Source organism: Lebetimonas natsushimae (assembly GCF_002335445.1).
Taxonomy (GTDB): domain Bacteria; phylum Campylobacterota; class Campylobacteria; order Campylobacterales; family Nautiliaceae; genus Lebetimonas; species Lebetimonas natsushimae.
The window spans coordinates 544,929-561,097 of sequence record NZ_BDME01000001.1 but is presented as its reverse complement, the minus strand read 5'-3'; the positions used below and the strand labels follow the sequence as shown (position 1 = coordinate 561,097).

At 30.9% G+C, this 16,169-nt stretch carries 14 protein-coding genes; 1 reads left to right on the top strand and 13 read right to left on the bottom strand.

All coding sequences use genetic code 11. The features are described 5' to 3' along the window. Positions 1 to 27: 27 nt before the first annotated feature. The 7 genes from sucD to mltG all read right to left on the bottom strand — a co-directional run bounded on the left by sucD (position 28) and on the right by mltG (position 7,822). Complete coding sequence (gene sucD, locus LNAT_RS03150; RefSeq protein ID WP_096258468.1) at positions 28 to 906, bottom strand: succinate--CoA ligase subunit alpha; 879 nt, start codon at positions 904 to 906, stop codon at positions 28 to 30. Further along, complete coding sequence (sucC, locus tag LNAT_RS03145) at positions 906 to 2,078, bottom strand: ADP-forming succinate--CoA ligase subunit beta (RefSeq protein WP_096258467.1); 1,173 nt, start codon at positions 2,076 to 2,078, stop codon at positions 906 to 908. Before sucC ends, sucD begins: the two co-directional genes overlap by 1 nt. 20 nt (positions 2,079 to 2,098) lie before the next feature. After that, entirely contained in the window at positions 2,099 to 2,653 is a 555-nt protein-coding gene (locus LNAT_RS03140) for a Fe-S-containing hydro-lyase (RefSeq protein ID WP_172413488.1), read from the bottom strand. 9 nt (positions 2,654 to 2,662) lie between these two features. Further along, on the bottom strand, positions 2,663 to 3,523 hold the full coding sequence (locus tag LNAT_RS03135; protein ID WP_096258465.1) for a fumarate hydratase: 861 nt from the start codon (positions 3,521 to 3,523) through the stop codon (positions 2,663 to 2,665). Next, a complete protein-coding gene (gene mdh, locus LNAT_RS03130) occupies positions 3,523 to 4,470 on the bottom strand; it encodes a malate dehydrogenase (RefSeq protein ID WP_096258464.1) in 948 nt (315 codons plus the stop codon). The genes LNAT_RS03135 and mdh overlap by 1 nt, the downstream gene beginning before the upstream one ends. Before the next feature lie 28 nt (positions 4,471 to 4,498). Next, entirely contained in the window at positions 4,499 to 6,724 is a 2,226-nt protein-coding gene (locus LNAT_RS03125) for an NADP-dependent isocitrate dehydrogenase (RefSeq protein ID WP_096258463.1), read from the bottom strand. Positions 6,725 to 6,898: 174 nt separating this feature from the next. Continuing rightward, on the bottom strand, positions 6,899 to 7,822 hold the full coding sequence (gene mltG / locus LNAT_RS03120) for an endolytic transglycosylase MltG (RefSeq protein ID WP_096258462.1): 924 nt from the start codon (positions 7,820 to 7,822) through the stop codon (positions 6,899 to 6,901). Here mltG and LNAT_RS03115 point away from each other — a divergent pair. Then, positions 7,761 to 10,622 (top strand): AsmA-like C-terminal domain-containing protein, encoded by a 2,862-nt coding sequence (locus LNAT_RS03115; protein WP_096258461.1) that lies wholly within the window; start codon positions 7,761 to 7,763, stop codon positions 10,620 to 10,622. The two genes, mltG and LNAT_RS03115, sit on opposite strands and share 62 nt — an antisense overlap. Here the strand turns inward: LNAT_RS03115 and LNAT_RS03110 are convergent. The 6 genes from LNAT_RS03110 to LNAT_RS03085 form a co-directional block, all read right to left on the bottom strand. Next, complete coding sequence (locus LNAT_RS03110; protein ID WP_096258460.1) at positions 10,619 to 10,981, bottom strand: heat shock protein transcriptional repressor HspR; 363 nt, start codon at positions 10,979 to 10,981, stop codon at positions 10,619 to 10,621. The genes LNAT_RS03115 and LNAT_RS03110 overlap by 4 nt on opposite strands. Before the next feature lie 12 nt (positions 10,982 to 10,993). Next, a complete protein-coding gene (locus tag LNAT_RS03105) occupies positions 10,994 to 11,845 on the bottom strand; it encodes a DnaJ C-terminal domain-containing protein (RefSeq protein WP_096258459.1) in 852 nt (283 codons plus the stop codon). A 144-nt stretch (positions 11,846 to 11,989) separates the two neighbouring features. Then, positions 11,990 to 12,544, bottom strand: a complete 555-nt coding sequence (locus tag LNAT_RS03100; RefSeq protein ID WP_096258458.1) for an NUDIX hydrolase — start codon at positions 12,542 to 12,544, stop codon at positions 11,990 to 11,992. Continuing rightward, entirely contained in the window at positions 12,537 to 13,415 is an 879-nt protein-coding gene (locus LNAT_RS03095; protein WP_096258457.1) for a hypothetical protein, read from the bottom strand. The genes LNAT_RS03100 and LNAT_RS03095 overlap by 8 nt, the downstream gene beginning before the upstream one ends. Continuing rightward, a complete protein-coding gene (metG, locus tag LNAT_RS03090) occupies positions 13,415 to 15,319 on the bottom strand; it encodes a methionine--tRNA ligase (protein ID WP_096258456.1) in 1,905 nt (634 codons plus the stop codon). Before metG ends, LNAT_RS03095 begins: the two co-directional genes overlap by 1 nt. Beyond that, complete coding sequence (locus LNAT_RS03085) at positions 15,316 to 16,164, bottom strand: class 1 fructose-bisphosphatase (protein ID WP_096258455.1); 849 nt, start codon at positions 16,162 to 16,164, stop codon at positions 15,316 to 15,318. Before LNAT_RS03085 ends, metG begins: the two co-directional genes overlap by 4 nt. Positions 16,165 to 16,169 lie beyond the last annotated feature (5 nt).

Genomic DNA, 16,169 nt, shown 5'->3' with positions numbered 1-16,169 from the left:
ATAAAAAAATCCCAAAAAAGGGAAAAATTATTTTTTCTCTTTTAAAGCCTTAGCTACAGTAGCACCGATATCTGCAGGAGATTCAACTACATAAGCTCCGGCTTCTCTTAAAGCCGCCATTTTTTCAGCCGCTGTACCTTTACTTCCACTGATAATTGCACCGGCATGCCCCATTCTTTTACCCTTAGGAGCAGTTTGTCCAGCAATAAATGCGATTACAGGTTTTGTAATTTTTTCTTTAATAAGTTTTGCTGCCTGAATTTCCAAATCTCCCCCGATTTCACCAATCATAACGATTGCTTCAGTTTCCGGGTCTGCTTCAAACATTGGTAAAAGTTCTTTGTAACTTAGCCCGATAATCGGGTCTCCACCGATACCAATAGCAGTAGTAATTCCATATCCGGCTTTTACTACCTGGTTACTTGCTTCGTAAGTTAGAGTTCCTGATTTTGAAATAAGGCCAACATTTCCTTTTTTGAAAATATTGCCCGGCATTATTCCTATTTTACACTCTTCAGCTGTAATAATTCCAGGACAGTTTGGTCCAATTGTTTTCATGCCTTTTTTTACTGCATAATGTTTTGCCATCATCATATCTTTAACAGGAGCACCCTCTGTAATGATTACAGCAAGTTCAATCCCTGCATCAGCAGCTTCCATAACTGCGTCTGCAACAAATGCAGGAGGTACAAAAATCATACTAACAGTTGCCCCTGTTGCTTTTATGGCATCTTCAACTGTATTAAAAACAGGTTTTCCAAGATGAGTCATTCCACCTTTATTAGGAGTCACACCACCTACTATCTGAGTTCCATATGCCATACATTGTTCTGAATGGAATGTCCCCTCTTTTCCAGTAAAACCTTGAACTATTACTTTTGTATCTTTGTTTACTAAAATACTCATTATAACTCTCCTTTCGCAGCTTTAACAGCTTTTTGTGCACCGTCTTTTAAATCAGTCGCAGGAATAATGTTTTTTATATTTGCGTTTTTAAGAATTTGGGCAGCTTCAGTAGCATTGGTTCCGTCAAGTCTTACAATCACCGGTACATTTACTTCCACTTTTTCAGTAGCCTGAAGGATACCGTTTGCAATTCTGTCACATCTAACTATTCCACCGAAAATATTTACAAATATACTTTTTACATTAGGATCGCTTAAAATAATTTCAAACCCTTTTGCAACAGTGTCAGGATTTGCTCCACCACCAACATCCAAGAAGTTTGCAGGCTCACCGCCTTCATGCTTAATAATATCCATTGTTGCCATTGCAAGACCCGCACCGTTTACCATACATCCAACGTTTCCGTCAAGTTTAATATAACTTAGACCGTATTTTTTAGCTTCGATTTCAGTCGGTTCTTCTTCGTCCAAATCTCTCATTTGGGCAATATCAGGATGTCTATAAAGTGCGTTATCATCAAATCCCATTTTTGCATCAAGTGCTAAAAATTTACCTTCCCCTGTTTTAATAAGCGGGTTAATTTCAATCATTTCCGCATCATTATCCATATAAACATTATAAAGCGCTTTTGCAAATTTTATAAATTCTTTTTGTTCATCTTTACTAAGTCCAAGACCAAAAGCTAATTTTCTTGCATGAAATCCTTGAAATCCAATAGTCGGATCTATTGCAACTTTTACAATCTTCTCAGGAGTTTTAGCTGCTACTTCTTCAATCTCCATTCCACCTTCAGTTGAAGCCATCATTACAGGCATTTCAAGAGCCCTATCAAGTACCATTCCAAGGTAATATTCTGCTTTGATATCGGCACCCTCTTCAATATATACTTTTTTTACCACTTTTCCTTCTGGCCCTGTTTGGTGAGTTACAAGAGTCATCCCTATCATTTCTTCTGCAAGTTTTTCAACTTCATCAAGACTTTTGGCAAGTTTAACACCGCCAGCTTTTCCTCTACCGCCTGCATGAATTTGAGCTTTTACAACCCATAAATTTCCACCGAGTTCTTCTGCCACTTTTTTAGCTTCAGGCCCGCTAAAAGCGACTCCCCCTCTTGGAGTCGGTACGCCGTATTTTCTAAATATCTCTTTTGCTTGATATTCGTGAATATTCATTTATTCTCCTTTCAATAAATTTATTTTTGTTCCCAAAGTTTTCTACCTTCTTCATATAAATCGTTACCATAAACATCATTTATAACAACTACCGGAAAATCTTCCACTTCTATTCTTCTAACAGCCTCAGGTCCAAGCTCTGGATAAGCAATTATTTCTGCTTTTTTAATTGCTTTTGCAATAAGTGCAGCAGCTCCTCCGGTTGCACCAAAATATACAGCTTTATGTTTTTTACAAGACTCTTTTACGGCCTGATTTCTTTTTCCTTTACCAATCATTCCCTTTAGTCCGTGTTCGATTAAAATCGGTGCATAAGGATCCATTCTGTAACTGGTAGTCGGTCCGGCACTACCGATAGGCTCACCGGGTTTTGGAGGAGTAGGCCCTACATAATAAATTACGGCACCTTTCAAATCAAATGGAGGTTCTTCACCATTTAAAATTAAATCAACTATTCTTTTATGAGCAGCATCTCTTGCTGTATACATTACACCGCTTAAATATACAATATCGCCTGCTTTAAGTTTTTCTACATCTTCATCTGTTAATGGGGTTGTTAATTTATATTCAGCCATAATTTCTCCTTAAATAGTTATATGAGCATGTCTTGAGCTGTGGCATTGAATATTTACCGCCACAGGAAGTGATGCAATATGACACATTCTGTTTTCATATGTTTCAATATGAACAGCTAATACTGTTTCAGTTCCACCCATACCCATCGCACCAATTCCAAGCTTATTAAGTTCTTCTTTTAATTCTTTTTCCATTGCATCAAGTTCAGGATCCGGATTTGGAGTTCCGATGTTTCTAAATAGTGCATGTTTGCTCATAACAGCGGACATATCAAAACTTCCTCCAATTCCTACACCAACAACTAACGGAGGACAAGGGTTAGGACCGGCATCACTTACCACTTTTTTTACAAATTCTTTAATACCTTCTTTTCCGGCAGCCGGTGCAAGAACTGTTGCACGGCTTACATTTTCACTACCACCGCCTTTTGCTGCAAATTCTATGTCAATTTTGTCTCCCGGTACTATATCAAAATAAATAATTGGAGGCAGATTATATCCTACTTTATCTTTTAAATTAGCTCTTGTAAAACAATCACACGTACTGGCTCTTAAATACCCTTCTTCATACCCTCTTCTTGTTCCTTCATAAATGGCTTCTCTTAATGTTCCACCTTCAACTTTTACGTCTTCACCAACCTTTACAAAATAAATTGCAAGCCCGGTATCCTGGCAAAGAGGTTTCCATTCTTTCTCTGCAATTACTGCATTTTCAAGAATCTGCGCAAGAACCGCTCTGCTTACTTCACTTTTTTCCTCTTCATATGCTTTTTTAAGTGCCTCAAGCATATCAGGTGCTAAATGTGTAGTTGAATAAATAATTGTATCCCTCACTGATTTTACAATATCATCAAATTTTACGACTCTCATTATTTCTCCTTAAAAAAGTCTTTTTCTAAAACATCAATCATTTCTTTTACTGCATCGGTTGAGCGTCTGAACAACTCTCTTTCGCACGGATCAAGTGTAACTTCTATTACTTTTTCCGCTCCATTACTTCCAAGCATAACAGGAACGCCATTTACAACATTTTTTACACCATATTCACCATCAAGTAAAACTGCACAAGGGAAAATTTGTTTTGAATCTTTTAAAATTGCTTCTACCATTATAGCAGTAGATTTTCCAGGGGCAAAATAGGCACTTCCGGTTTTAAGATAACCTACAATTTCAGCGCCGGCATGTTTAGTTCTTTCAACTACTTCTTCTATTTCTTTTTGTGACAACAAATCACTTAGAGGTACTCCCGCAACAGTTGAATATTTTGGAAGAGGAACCATAAAATCCCCATGCCCTCCAATAACACTCGCCCTAATCTGCCCTGCACCGTAACCAAGTTTTTCATAAATAAAATAAGCCATTCTTGCACTGTCAAGTATTCCTGCCATTCCTAAAACCTGATTTCTTGGAAACCCTCCTATTTTAAGGGCTGCATAAGTCATAGCATCGAGTGGATTAGAAACAACTATTATAACGGCATCAGGAGCAACACTTTTTAAATTATCAACCACATCTTTCATTATTTCTGCATTTTTTAAAAGTAAATCTTCTCTGGTCATTCCAGGTTTTCTTGGAAATCCGGCAGTAATTATTATTACTTTACTGCCTCTTACATCCTCATAACTTTCAGCCGCTCTTACAATGGAATGGCTTCTCACAGCACTTGCGGCATGACTCATATCAAGCGCTTTTCCTTTGGCTCTGTCTGTATCTCTATCTACTAAGATTATTTCGTGAGCAAGCCCTTGCATTGCAAGAGAATAGCCTACAATACTACCAACATTTCCGGCACCAATAATTGAGACTTTATTAGTCATCACATTCCTTTAAAAAAAATAAGAGGGATTACCCTCTTAGGGCATCTATAATTTTATTAAATGTAGCGCTTGGTCTCATATATTTTTCAACTAAACTTTCATCTGGATGATAATATCCTTTAATATCAGCCGGTTTTCCTTCAACCTCAGCAATTTCATTTAAGATTTTTTCTTCGTTTTTAGCAAGTTCTTCTGCAACCGGTTTAAATTTAGCTTCAAGTTCAGCATCTCCGCAATTTGCAAGTTCTTCCGCCCAATATCTTGCTAAATAATAATGACTTCCCCTGTTATCAAGCTGACCTACTTTTCTTTTTGGAGTTTTGTCATTTTCAAGATATTTACTAACAGCCCTATTTAGAGATTCTGCAATAATTTCTGTTTTTTCATTTGCACCCTGTTTTCTGGCAAGTTTAAGTGATTCAACAGTTGCCAGGAATTCCCCTAAACTATCCCATCTTAAATGACCTTCTTTAATAAATTGTTCCACATGTTTTGGAGCACTTCCACCGGCACCTGTTTCAAAAAGTCCCCCACCTGCAAGTAAAGGAACAATTGAAAGTGTTCTAGCACTTGTTCCAACTTCAATAATTGGGAATAAGTCTGTTAGATAGTCTCTTAAAATATTTCCTGTAACACTGATTGTTCCAAGTCCTGCTCTAAATCTTCTTAAAGTATATCTCATAGCTTTTTCAGGAGCCATAATGTAATATTCAACATTGCTTAAGTCATATTTTGGAAGTTCTTCTAAAACTTTTTTAATAATTTGAACATCATGAGCTCTATTGCTATCAAGCCAGAATACTATCGGATATCCGCTATCTTTTGCTCTGTTTACTGCAAGTTTAATCCAATCTTTAATAACATCATCTTTTGCAGAATATCCTCTAAACACATCTCCTTTTTCAACATCAAAAGTTAAAAGAGTATTTCCTTCTTCATCCAAAATTAAGAATTTACCATTGCTTGGTGCAAAAAATGTTTTATCATGGCTTCCATATTCTTCCGCTTTTTTAGCCATAAGACCTACATTTTGGACAGTTCCTACTTTTGTAGGGTCAAACTGACCATGTTTTTTAACATCTTCAACAACTTCTTTATACATAGTTGCATAAGTTCTATCAGGAATTGACATTACTAAATCTTCAGTCTCTCCGCTTGGTCCCCAACCTTTAAGACCGTTTTTAATTACAGACGGAATTGAAGCGTCAATAATTACATCATTTGGTCTGTGTAAGTTTGTAATTCCTTTATCACTGTCCACCATATAAAGTCTAGGCTGCTCTTTATAAATTTCATCAATTGAATCAAGAATTGCTTTTTGTTTATCTTCTGGAAGTTTATTTAATTTACTGTATAAATCAGCTAATCCGTTTCTTGGATTAAATCCGATTTCTTCAAGTTCTTTTCCAAATTTATCAAATAATTTTTTATAGTATGCCCTAATTGCATAATCAAAAAATGTAGGATCACTTACTTTCATCATTGTTCCCTTAACGTGTAAAGAGAACAAAATATTTTGTTGTTTAGCTTCTTCAATAGTTTTTTCAAAAAATTTATAAAGTTCATTTACATTTAAACTTGATGCCGAAAATACTTCACCTTTTTCTACAGGTACTTCTTTTAACTCTTTTCTGTTTCCGTTTTCATCTTCAAATGCTATTAAAATATTTTGATCTTTATCTGATGTAAAACTTTGTTCGTTTTGATAAAAATCTTTTTTATTCATATGAGCTACATAACTTTTACAATCAGGACTTACCGGTTTCATTGGATGCGGATGCATTTTTGCATAGTTTTTAACAGGTTCTGCTAGTCTCCTGTCTGAATTTCCCTGTCTTAAAACTGGGTTTACATTACTTCCCACACATTTTAGATATTTTAATTTAATTTTTTCCTCTTCTGCGTTTTGAGGCTCCTCTGGAAAATCTGGCAGTGGATATCCTTGAGATTGAAGTTCTTTAATAGTTGCAACAAGTTGAGGAACTGAAGCCGAAATATTAGGAAGTTTAATTACATTTGCTTCAGGTTTGTTTACAAGTTCACCAAGATATGATAATTCATCAAATTGTCTTAGCTCTTCTGGTAACATATCCGAAAATTCAGCGATTACTCTTCCGGCAAGTGAAATATCTCTTAGTTCCCAGTTGATTCCTGTATCTTTTGTAAATGCTTGCATTATCGGTAATAAACTAAATGTAGCCAAATAAGGCGCTTCATCTATTTTTGTCCACACAATTGTAGGCTTTTGTGACATAGTGTCTCCTTTTTTTATTTAAATTTTAACCAAGATTATACGAAAAGTAACAACTTTCACTTCAATGAAATAAAATATTGTAACATTAAGTAACAAAGAAACTATGTAAAATTGAAAATGGAGAATGGATTTTTTTATTTTTTATTAAATTTTCCATTTTACATTATCCATTTTTCATTTATTTCTGCATTTTCTCATATTCCTTAAATGTGCCTTATAATTTTTAGCAAAAAGATGATGATTACCGCATTTTACAAAATATAAATAATCTACTTTTGCCGGAAAAATAGCAGCAATTATTGCCTCTGTCGAAGGAATACAGACTGCTTCTTTTGGAAGTCCGTAATATTTATAAGTATTAAATGGAGATTTGTCATTTTTAATCATTTCGGGAGTAATTTTAGTGTGTGAATATTTCCCATAATTTAGTGCACCGTCCATCTGTAGTTTCATATGTTTTTTTAATCTATTATAAATAACTGCAGAAATATATTTCATTTCATTTACATTTGCCGCTTCTTTTTGAAGAATTGAAGCTATTATTATATATTTTTTATATTTTTGATAATCAAATTTACCGAAAATCTTATCTACAATCTGCTTATGATAATTTAACGATTTGGTATACAGATATTTACAGACTCTTTCTCTTTTCATTCCTATAGGTAAAAAATATGTATCCGGTTTTAAAAAACCTTCATCAACATTACAATAAAAATTTTTTAAATAAAGTTTTTTTTCTATCTGTTTAAATATAAAATAATTTGTTTCTCCCGGAATTATAATAACTTTGGAGATAGCAGCTTTTGAAGTTGTTAATTTATACAAAAAATCAAATTTACTCATTTTAGTTTTTTTTAAATCTATCCAACCGGCTTGGGGTTTTCCTGTAAAGTAAAGTATAATTTTATCAATAATTCCAACATTAAAATTATTTTTTTCTAAATAATTAATGGTATGATTAACACTTCCTTTTGGAACAAAAATTACTCTATTTGAAATTACAGGAAGCGTTAAATAAAAAAGGATAAATATAATGAATACAATTAAAACTTCTATTGCAGCTATTATAGGAACAATTTTATTTTTTTTATCCATAATCTTTTTTTCCTTATTTAAGGGTATAACATTATATAATATTAATATCAAAAATATACATGTTAAAAAAATATTTATAAAAATTGAACAAAATAAAATAAGCGGGAATGTTTATATTTCCTCTTTTAAACAAAACAGTGAAAAAATTAAAATAAATAAAATATTTACATATTTAAAACTTTTGAATTATATAAAAAAATTTACCATAATTGCGCCTAATCTGTACATTAAGTATAACAATCCCTTTTTAACTATAAATGATAATGATATCAATTTAAAAGCGTATATAAAAAAATTTTTTCCAGATATTAGTTTGGTTATTTCTACTTTCAAATACAAAAACATTAAATTAAACAACATAAATCTTAATTTAAAAAATAAAATAATTTATTCAAAAATAAATGGAAATTTTTATTATCAAAATTTTTCAATAACTTTTAGCGGAAAGTTATATCCTTTATCCAATAAATTGATTTTAAATATCAGTTCCCCTAAATTGTCAATTAATTTCAATTCCTATCCGGTTAAATTATATGATTTATATTCAAAAATAAAAATTAATATAAACACAAACAATATTCAATCAACAACAAATATAAAAAATTTAAATCTGGTATATAATAATATTCCGATAAATGCTCAAAACATTGTAATTGCCCAAAACAACAGCAAGGTAAATATATTAATAAATAATACAAAAATAAAAGAATTTAAAAAACTCAAAAATATTCTGGCCCGAAATATAAAAATAAATTCAAATTTAAAAAATTTTTATACATCCATTAACATTGACAATGTAAATTCTCATTATAAAAAATATTCAATAATGTTAAATAATATAAACATTTTTGTTCCAAACAAAGAAGAGGCTTTAATAAATATAAAAAATACCGTTATAAAAAATAAAGATTTCAGTTTTTTACTTGATAAAACTTATATAATTAAAAAAACAAATAATATTTCTTACTCTATAAACTCCACTAAATTGTTATCACAAAGAATAAAAGCGAATTCTTCAAAAATTGAAGGTGATAAAAATGAAATTTTAAATAAAATAATTTCAGGAATATTTGATGGATTTAATTTTAAAATCGTAAATAACAAATTTGATATTTCCCACAAAATTTATACATCAGAAAAAATAAATTTTAATAACGCAGCAATCAATAATTTAAAAATAGATTTTATAAAAAAACAGGCAACCTTTAATTCAAAAGAATATTTCAATGAAAAAATAAATAATATCTTACAAAAAGAATTAAATATATCTATTCCGCTTACACAGATAAGCGGAGAAAACAATGTTACAGGAATTATAAATTTTGACAAAAATATATCATTTAACATAAAGATATATTCAAAAAATCCTGTGTTAAAATTAGATACACTACCCCTTCAGGCAAAAGAGGCAAATATTACTGTAACTCCAACCTTTACCTCTTTTAACATCTTTAAATCATATCTGGAAATAGCAAAAGGAATAAATTTACTTTTCACAGGAAAGGGTAAAGTGAATTATAAACCTTTAATTTTAACTTTAAATGGAATTATTGAAAATTTTGTAGTATATCCCATTTTAGATGTTAAAAATTTCAAAGAATCGGTCAAAATGGATTTAAATACACTTGAACTGTATTTAAAAAATTCACACACTTATATTAATTTAGATAAACAAAATATAATTATAAATAATTTAAAACCGATCCTGCCATATAGCCCGTTAAAAGATATTGTAAAAAACGGAATTTTATATATATCTTTTGCAAAAAACATAAAAGCATTGAGTTATATAAAACCTGTTTTACCTATATTTTACAAACACAACAACAAACCTATAAAAAAACTTTCAAATTTAAATATAAACAAAATTATGCTTAATATTGAATTAAATAAAAATAAAATAATTTTGTATAATAATTATATACAGTTTTTTATGGATAACAATCATTCGTTTTTGAGTTTAAAAAATATTGATATAGATTTATTTCCGTTAGAAAAATTTTATTATAAAAATTTAAATCAAAAAACTACAAAAAATCAAAATATAATCATAAATCTGCAAAATTCAAATATTCTGTATAAAACACATAAATTTCTTTCTCAAAAGGCAGAAATTAGAGATACTAACAATTCCGTTTCGCTAGAGTCAATTTATAAAAACTCTAAAATAAAAGGATATACAAAACAAAATTATTTTCTATTGGAAGGAAAACATTTTTCAAAAGAAGAATTTGACGCTTTTTTACCCAAATTTAATTTTTTCAAAGAAATAAATTTAGATTTTACATTAGTTAAATCTCCTGAAGATTATTATATTGGAAATGTATATATAAACAGTGCCACAGTGAGCGAATTAAAGGCATTAAATAACACTATCGCTTTTTTAAATACAATACCTTCTTTTTTATCATTATCAAGTCCGGGTTTTTCAGCAAAAGGATATAAAATAAAAAAAGGGAACATTCAGTATTTATTGTATAAAAAAATATTATATATAAAAAAATCACAAATCATCGGACAAAATATCGACTTTTTTTCAAAAGGATATATTGACTTTAACAAAAATTATATTAATTTAAAAACAACTGCTGTTTTAAAGTTAAAAATTAAAAAGATACCCATTATAGGAAAAGGGTTAAGTTATCTTTTTCTGGGAAAAGACGGAAATATAAATGTTAACATCATCATTAAAGGTAATTTGGACAATCCAAAAATTCAAAAAGACATTGGAAAAGCCATAATACCTAATCCTTTTGAATTATTTAAAAGGGCTATAACTCTTCCTTTTAATCTTTTTTAATCCTTATTAGGTACTAAAATAAGCTGATATGTGTCTTTTTTAATTACCACACTTCTATTTCTAGGAATATGACCCTGAGCTTTTTTTAACAGATCAATTTCTTCTTGTAATTTTTCAATTTCTTCTTTTAACTGTAAAATAATTTCAACACCTGCTAAATTAACTCCTAAATCTCTTACCAGTGATAGTATTAATTTTAACCTGTCAATATCTCTTTGAGAATATAGCCTCATTTTACCTTCAGTCCTGCTAGGTTTTATAAGACCTTCTCTTTCATACTGTCTAAGTGTTTGAGGATGGATATTTAACATTTTACTAACAACACTTATTAAATATACCGGTTCATCGTAACTATGCATGGCTCACCTCCTTTAATTTGGTAATTTTTCTTGCATCAGTTTAGCAAGTTCTGGGTCTAATTCTTCAACTTTTGGCAATTTTGGAATAAGTTCTATGTATAAATTACCATTATTTACACCATAACCCTTTACTCTTAATTTTTGACAACATTTAGAATTTTCAGGCACTTTTACATTTATATGTCCTTTAAAAGTATCAATTCCGACTTTTCCACCAAATATCATTGTTTTTAAAGGAACCTCAACTTTTGTATATAAATCATCTCCTTTTCTTTCCCAATTAGGAGACGGAGTAACTTCAACTTCCAAAATTAAATCTCCCCTTTTACCCTGAAAACTTTTACCTTTACCTCTAATTCTTAGTTTTTGACCGGTTTTGATTCCCGCTGGAATTTTTACTTTTATAGATTCCCCATTATAATTAATTGTATAAACTCCACCTTTTATGGCTAAATCAAACGGAATTTGAATTCTTGCATGAACATCTAAATCAGGTTCATATCCGCCAAAACCTCCGAATCCTTCAAAACCGAAGCCTCCAAAACCGCCTCTTCTACCACCAAAACCTCCTCCAAAAATAGAATTCAAAATTTCTTCTAAATCAATATCTTTATGCTGTCTGTAAAAATCTTGGAAATTCTGACCATTAAACATATTATCACCCATCGCATCATACTGTTTTCTTTTTTCAGGGTCACCCAAAATTTCATAAGCTGTATTTATTTCTTTAAATTTTTCCTCACATTCCGGTTTTTTGCAAATATCCGGATGATATTTTCTTGCTAATTTTCTATAAGCTTTCTTAATTTCATCCTGTGTAGCATTTTCACTGACACCTAAAACTTCATATAAACTTTTTGCCATCTCCCCTCCTTCAAATTAATAAAAATCATAAAAGTATAAAACCATACCATCTAATCGTATTATACAATAAAATTGAGTCAATGTCAATCAATTTATTTAATCAGAGGGGATAATAATTTTTTTATAAAAGATATAGCATTAACTTTATTTTAAAAAGAACCACCATAAAAGTGCAAATTTAAGCCCAGGTGTAGTAGTAAAAGTGTCATCTAATATTATATTTTTTGCGTTATCAATTTTTATAAATATAGGCTCAATGTCTTCATCGTCAATACCTCCACCTTCACTTATTTTCATATTTTCATCAAGCTCGGCATAATAAAGTATCTGTTTAGCTCCGCTGCTTCCTACACTACTGTAAAATTCTGTAACTTTTTGAATATTTGATAAAGGCACATCATATCCGCATTCTTCCAATATTTCTTCTTTTGCAATTTCTATAAGAGATTTGTCCTTATCGATAAGACCTGCACAAAGCTCGTAAGTAAAACCGTCACCGTTTTTTAAAAAAACAGGCATTCTGAACTGTTTTACAAACAAAAAAGAATCAAATTCCCTGTGGTATAAAAGAACAGCTACACTATCACCGCTTTTACATACTTCCCAGCTTTTCTTTTTACCTTTATAATCAAAAAAAATTTTCTGCAGACTTAAAAATTGACCACTACATAACTTTTTTATTTTTTCAATTTTAATCAAAAAGATTCCTTTCCTCTCTTTGATTTAATTCAATTTCCATATCTACAATCATTGCAAAATGAAAAAACTTATTTAAATCCTCTTTATTATACGGCCCTACTACAACAGTTTTGGCATATTTTGTATTATCTATCAGAAAATTCAGTTCTTTAAAAAAATATTCATCATTTTCAATACCGAGTATTAAAACCATTTCACTTTCACCATACTCCACTTTTTCAAACTTCCCGTTTACAAAAACAGGTTTAAATCTCTCAAGTTCAAATTCGAGAGTATATTTTAAATTATTTTTTTTAAAAAAATTTACGGCAGCAGCAAAATTATCTTTATAAACAAACGGTAGATTTAATTCAATGTTTTCATATCTTGATTTAAATAAAGTCAATTGTTCTAGTTTTATTTCTATTTTTTCTATTTCCTCTATATTTTTAAAAATTTCTTTAAATTTAGGATCAAAACTAATCAAATATTTTTCAGTGCTATTTAAGGCCCTAAGCATTGTTTCTTCATCTTCCAAAACAATAACTTTTTTATCCAAATTCATTTTTTTTAAAATATGGGCTGTAATTTTATCTGTGTAATAGATTTTCGTTTTAATATTTTCATATTTAAAAATATCAAAAATTGCCTTTTTAATTGAATCTGTCTTAATCCAGGCTATTTCTTTATCTATAATTTCAAACTCTTTTTCACTGACTATTCCGTAAGCACCGTTTTTAATGGCCTGTTTTATTTCATTGAAATCATTTGAAAAAAAACAGCTCCCCCTTCTAACCTCATCCGCATTTTTTATAAAAGAGGTAACCTCACTGATAAAAGGGCGGTTTAATAACTCCCCTTTTATTAAATTTACAAGAGTTTCTATTTTCATTATTTTATTGGTGTACCTGTTTTTTTAGGTTTTTCAGGTCTTATCAGACTAAATCCGTTTTCATCTTTTGCTCCAAGAAGCATACCTTCACTCATCATTCCCATAAGTTTTGCAGGTTTAAGATTGCTTACAACACACACATATGTGTCAATCAATTCCTCAGGTTTATAATATTCTTTAATTCCAGCAATTATCTGGCGGGGTTTTTCTTCTCCCAAGTCAACTTCAAGTCTTAAAAGTTTTTTGGATTTTTTAATTTCCTCAGCAACTAATATTTTTCCGATTTTAAGCTCAGTTTTGAAAAATTCGTCAATTGTAATTAAATTTACAGGTTTGTTTTCTTTAACTTCAACTTTTTTCATCAAAGGCTTTTCTATTTTAGGAAAAAGCGGTGGTATTTTTTCTATTACAAAATCATTAAGCAGTTTTCCATCCATTATAGCGGCAAAAGTGTCTTTATTAATTTCAAATCCAAGAGCCTTGGCAATTTTCCCTGTGGTTTTTGGCATCACAGCATGTAAATTTACCGCAACCAATGCCAACAGATTTGCAATAAGTCCTAAAAGTGCGGCTGCTTTTTCCTCTTCAGAGTTTTTCATAAGTTCCCAAGGTTTATATGTATCAATTGCCTTATTTCCGATACTTAACACTTTCCAAAGCTCTTCAAGAAATTTATGAATCTGCATTTTCCAAAGGTATGTTTTTTCCAAATCTTTAACAATATCCCTGGCTTCGTTTAATTCATTTGGGTAATACTTTTCAACATTTTTTGAAGTTATTTTTCCATCAAAATATTTATATGCCATTCCGATAATTCTGTTTAAAAGATTCCCTAAATCATTTCCCAAATCATTATTTATTCTGTCAATTAAAGCTTTTTCACTAAAATCTCCGTCAGCCCCAAACGGAACTTCCCTTAGCATAAAATATCTGAAATTTTCAATCCCGTACGCATCGGCCACCTCTTTTGGATTGATTACATTTCCTTTGGATTTACTCATTTTTTCACCGTCTCTTGTCCACCATCCGTGAGCCGCAATTACTTTTGGAAGTTCAAAACCTATACTCATTAAAAATGCCGGCCAGTAAACTGCGTGAAATTTTAAAATATCTTTTCCTACAATATGCAGTTTTGCAGGCCAGTATTTTTTGAGAAGTGTTTCATCTTCACTTCCGTATCCAAGGGCAGTAAGATAATTAAACAAAGCATCAAGCCATACATAAACCACATGTTTTGGATCGTTTATCTCTTTTGGAAGTTTAATACCCCATTCAAATGATGTTCTTGTAATTGAAAGGTCCTTAAGTCCGTCTTCAACAAATCTGATGATTTCATTTGCTTTTGCTTCCGGTAAAATAGGTTTTTTAGTTTTTAGCCATTCTAAGATTTTATCCTGATATTTTGAAAGTCTAAAAAAATAGCTTTCTTCCTTAATAATTCTTGTAGGTCTTCCACAATCAGGGCATAATTCATCATTTACGAGCTGGCTTGGCGCTACAAAACTCTCACACCCGACACAGTAATGCCCTTCATAATAATCTTTATAAATATCCCCGTTTTCATACATTGTAAGAAAAGCTTTTTGAACACCTTTAATATGTTCTGGGTCGGTAGTTCTTATAAATTTATCATAACAAATCTCAAATTCATCCCATAAAGCTTTAAATTTAGCACTTATTTCATCGGCATATTCTTTTGGAGTTTTACCTCTTTTTTTTGCAGCTTCTTCTATTTTTTGACCATGCTCGTCAGTTCCTGTTAAAAAGAAAGTATCAATTCCTTTAAGTCTGGCATATCTGGCAATGGTATCGGCAATAATAGTTGTATAGGCATGCCCGATATGCGGCACATCATTTACATAATAAATCGGAGTTGTTAAATAATATGTATCACATTTGCTCATTTTCTTCCTTTATATGTATTTAATACCACTTCTATTTCATAATTGCTTCCAAAAAAACAAGGCGTAGTGTCATGGAATCCCTGATAACTTAATTTTAACAAATCATTTTCCCCGTCAATTGCAAGCCCCCCGGCTTTATTGAATACATAAGCAAAAGGAAATACCTCAAAAAGTTTTCTTAGTTTGCCTTTCGGTTTGTCAGTTGTTCCGGGATATGCAAAAAGTCCCCCGCCCTTCAATAAAATCTGATGCAAATCAGGAACCATTCCGCCTGAATATCTAAGCCTGTAGCCTTCTTTAAATAAATTATCAATCATCTCTTTATGATAAGGATACCAGCATTTCTGAGTCCCGCCAGGTCCGAGAATTTTTCCTTTTTCATTTAATTTTATTTCTCTTATATAATCAAAATTTTGGGTTTTTTCGTTAAACCTGAAAAGTTCGACATTGTCTCTTGCTACTACAAGTTCAAGTCTTGGACCGTAAACCACATAAACGGCTGCCACTATGTTTTCTCCTGAATAATCCCCTTTATAAATTCCAAAAATACTCCCTACACTCAAATTAACATCAATCAGACTGCTACCGTCAAGTGGATCGTAAGCAACTAAATATTTTCCGTTTTCATTAAATTTAACAGGTTCTTCTTTTTCTTCACTAATTATTTCATTTACAGAATTTACACAGCTTAAATGTTTTTCAACTATATCATCACTTATTACATCAAGTTTGACCTGAATATCCCCGCTTATATTGCAAGTATCCGCATATCCGGTATCTTTTGTTTTTATTGCATCACTTATTTCTACTGCAATATCTTTGATTTTTTCTATTATTTCGGTCATATTTT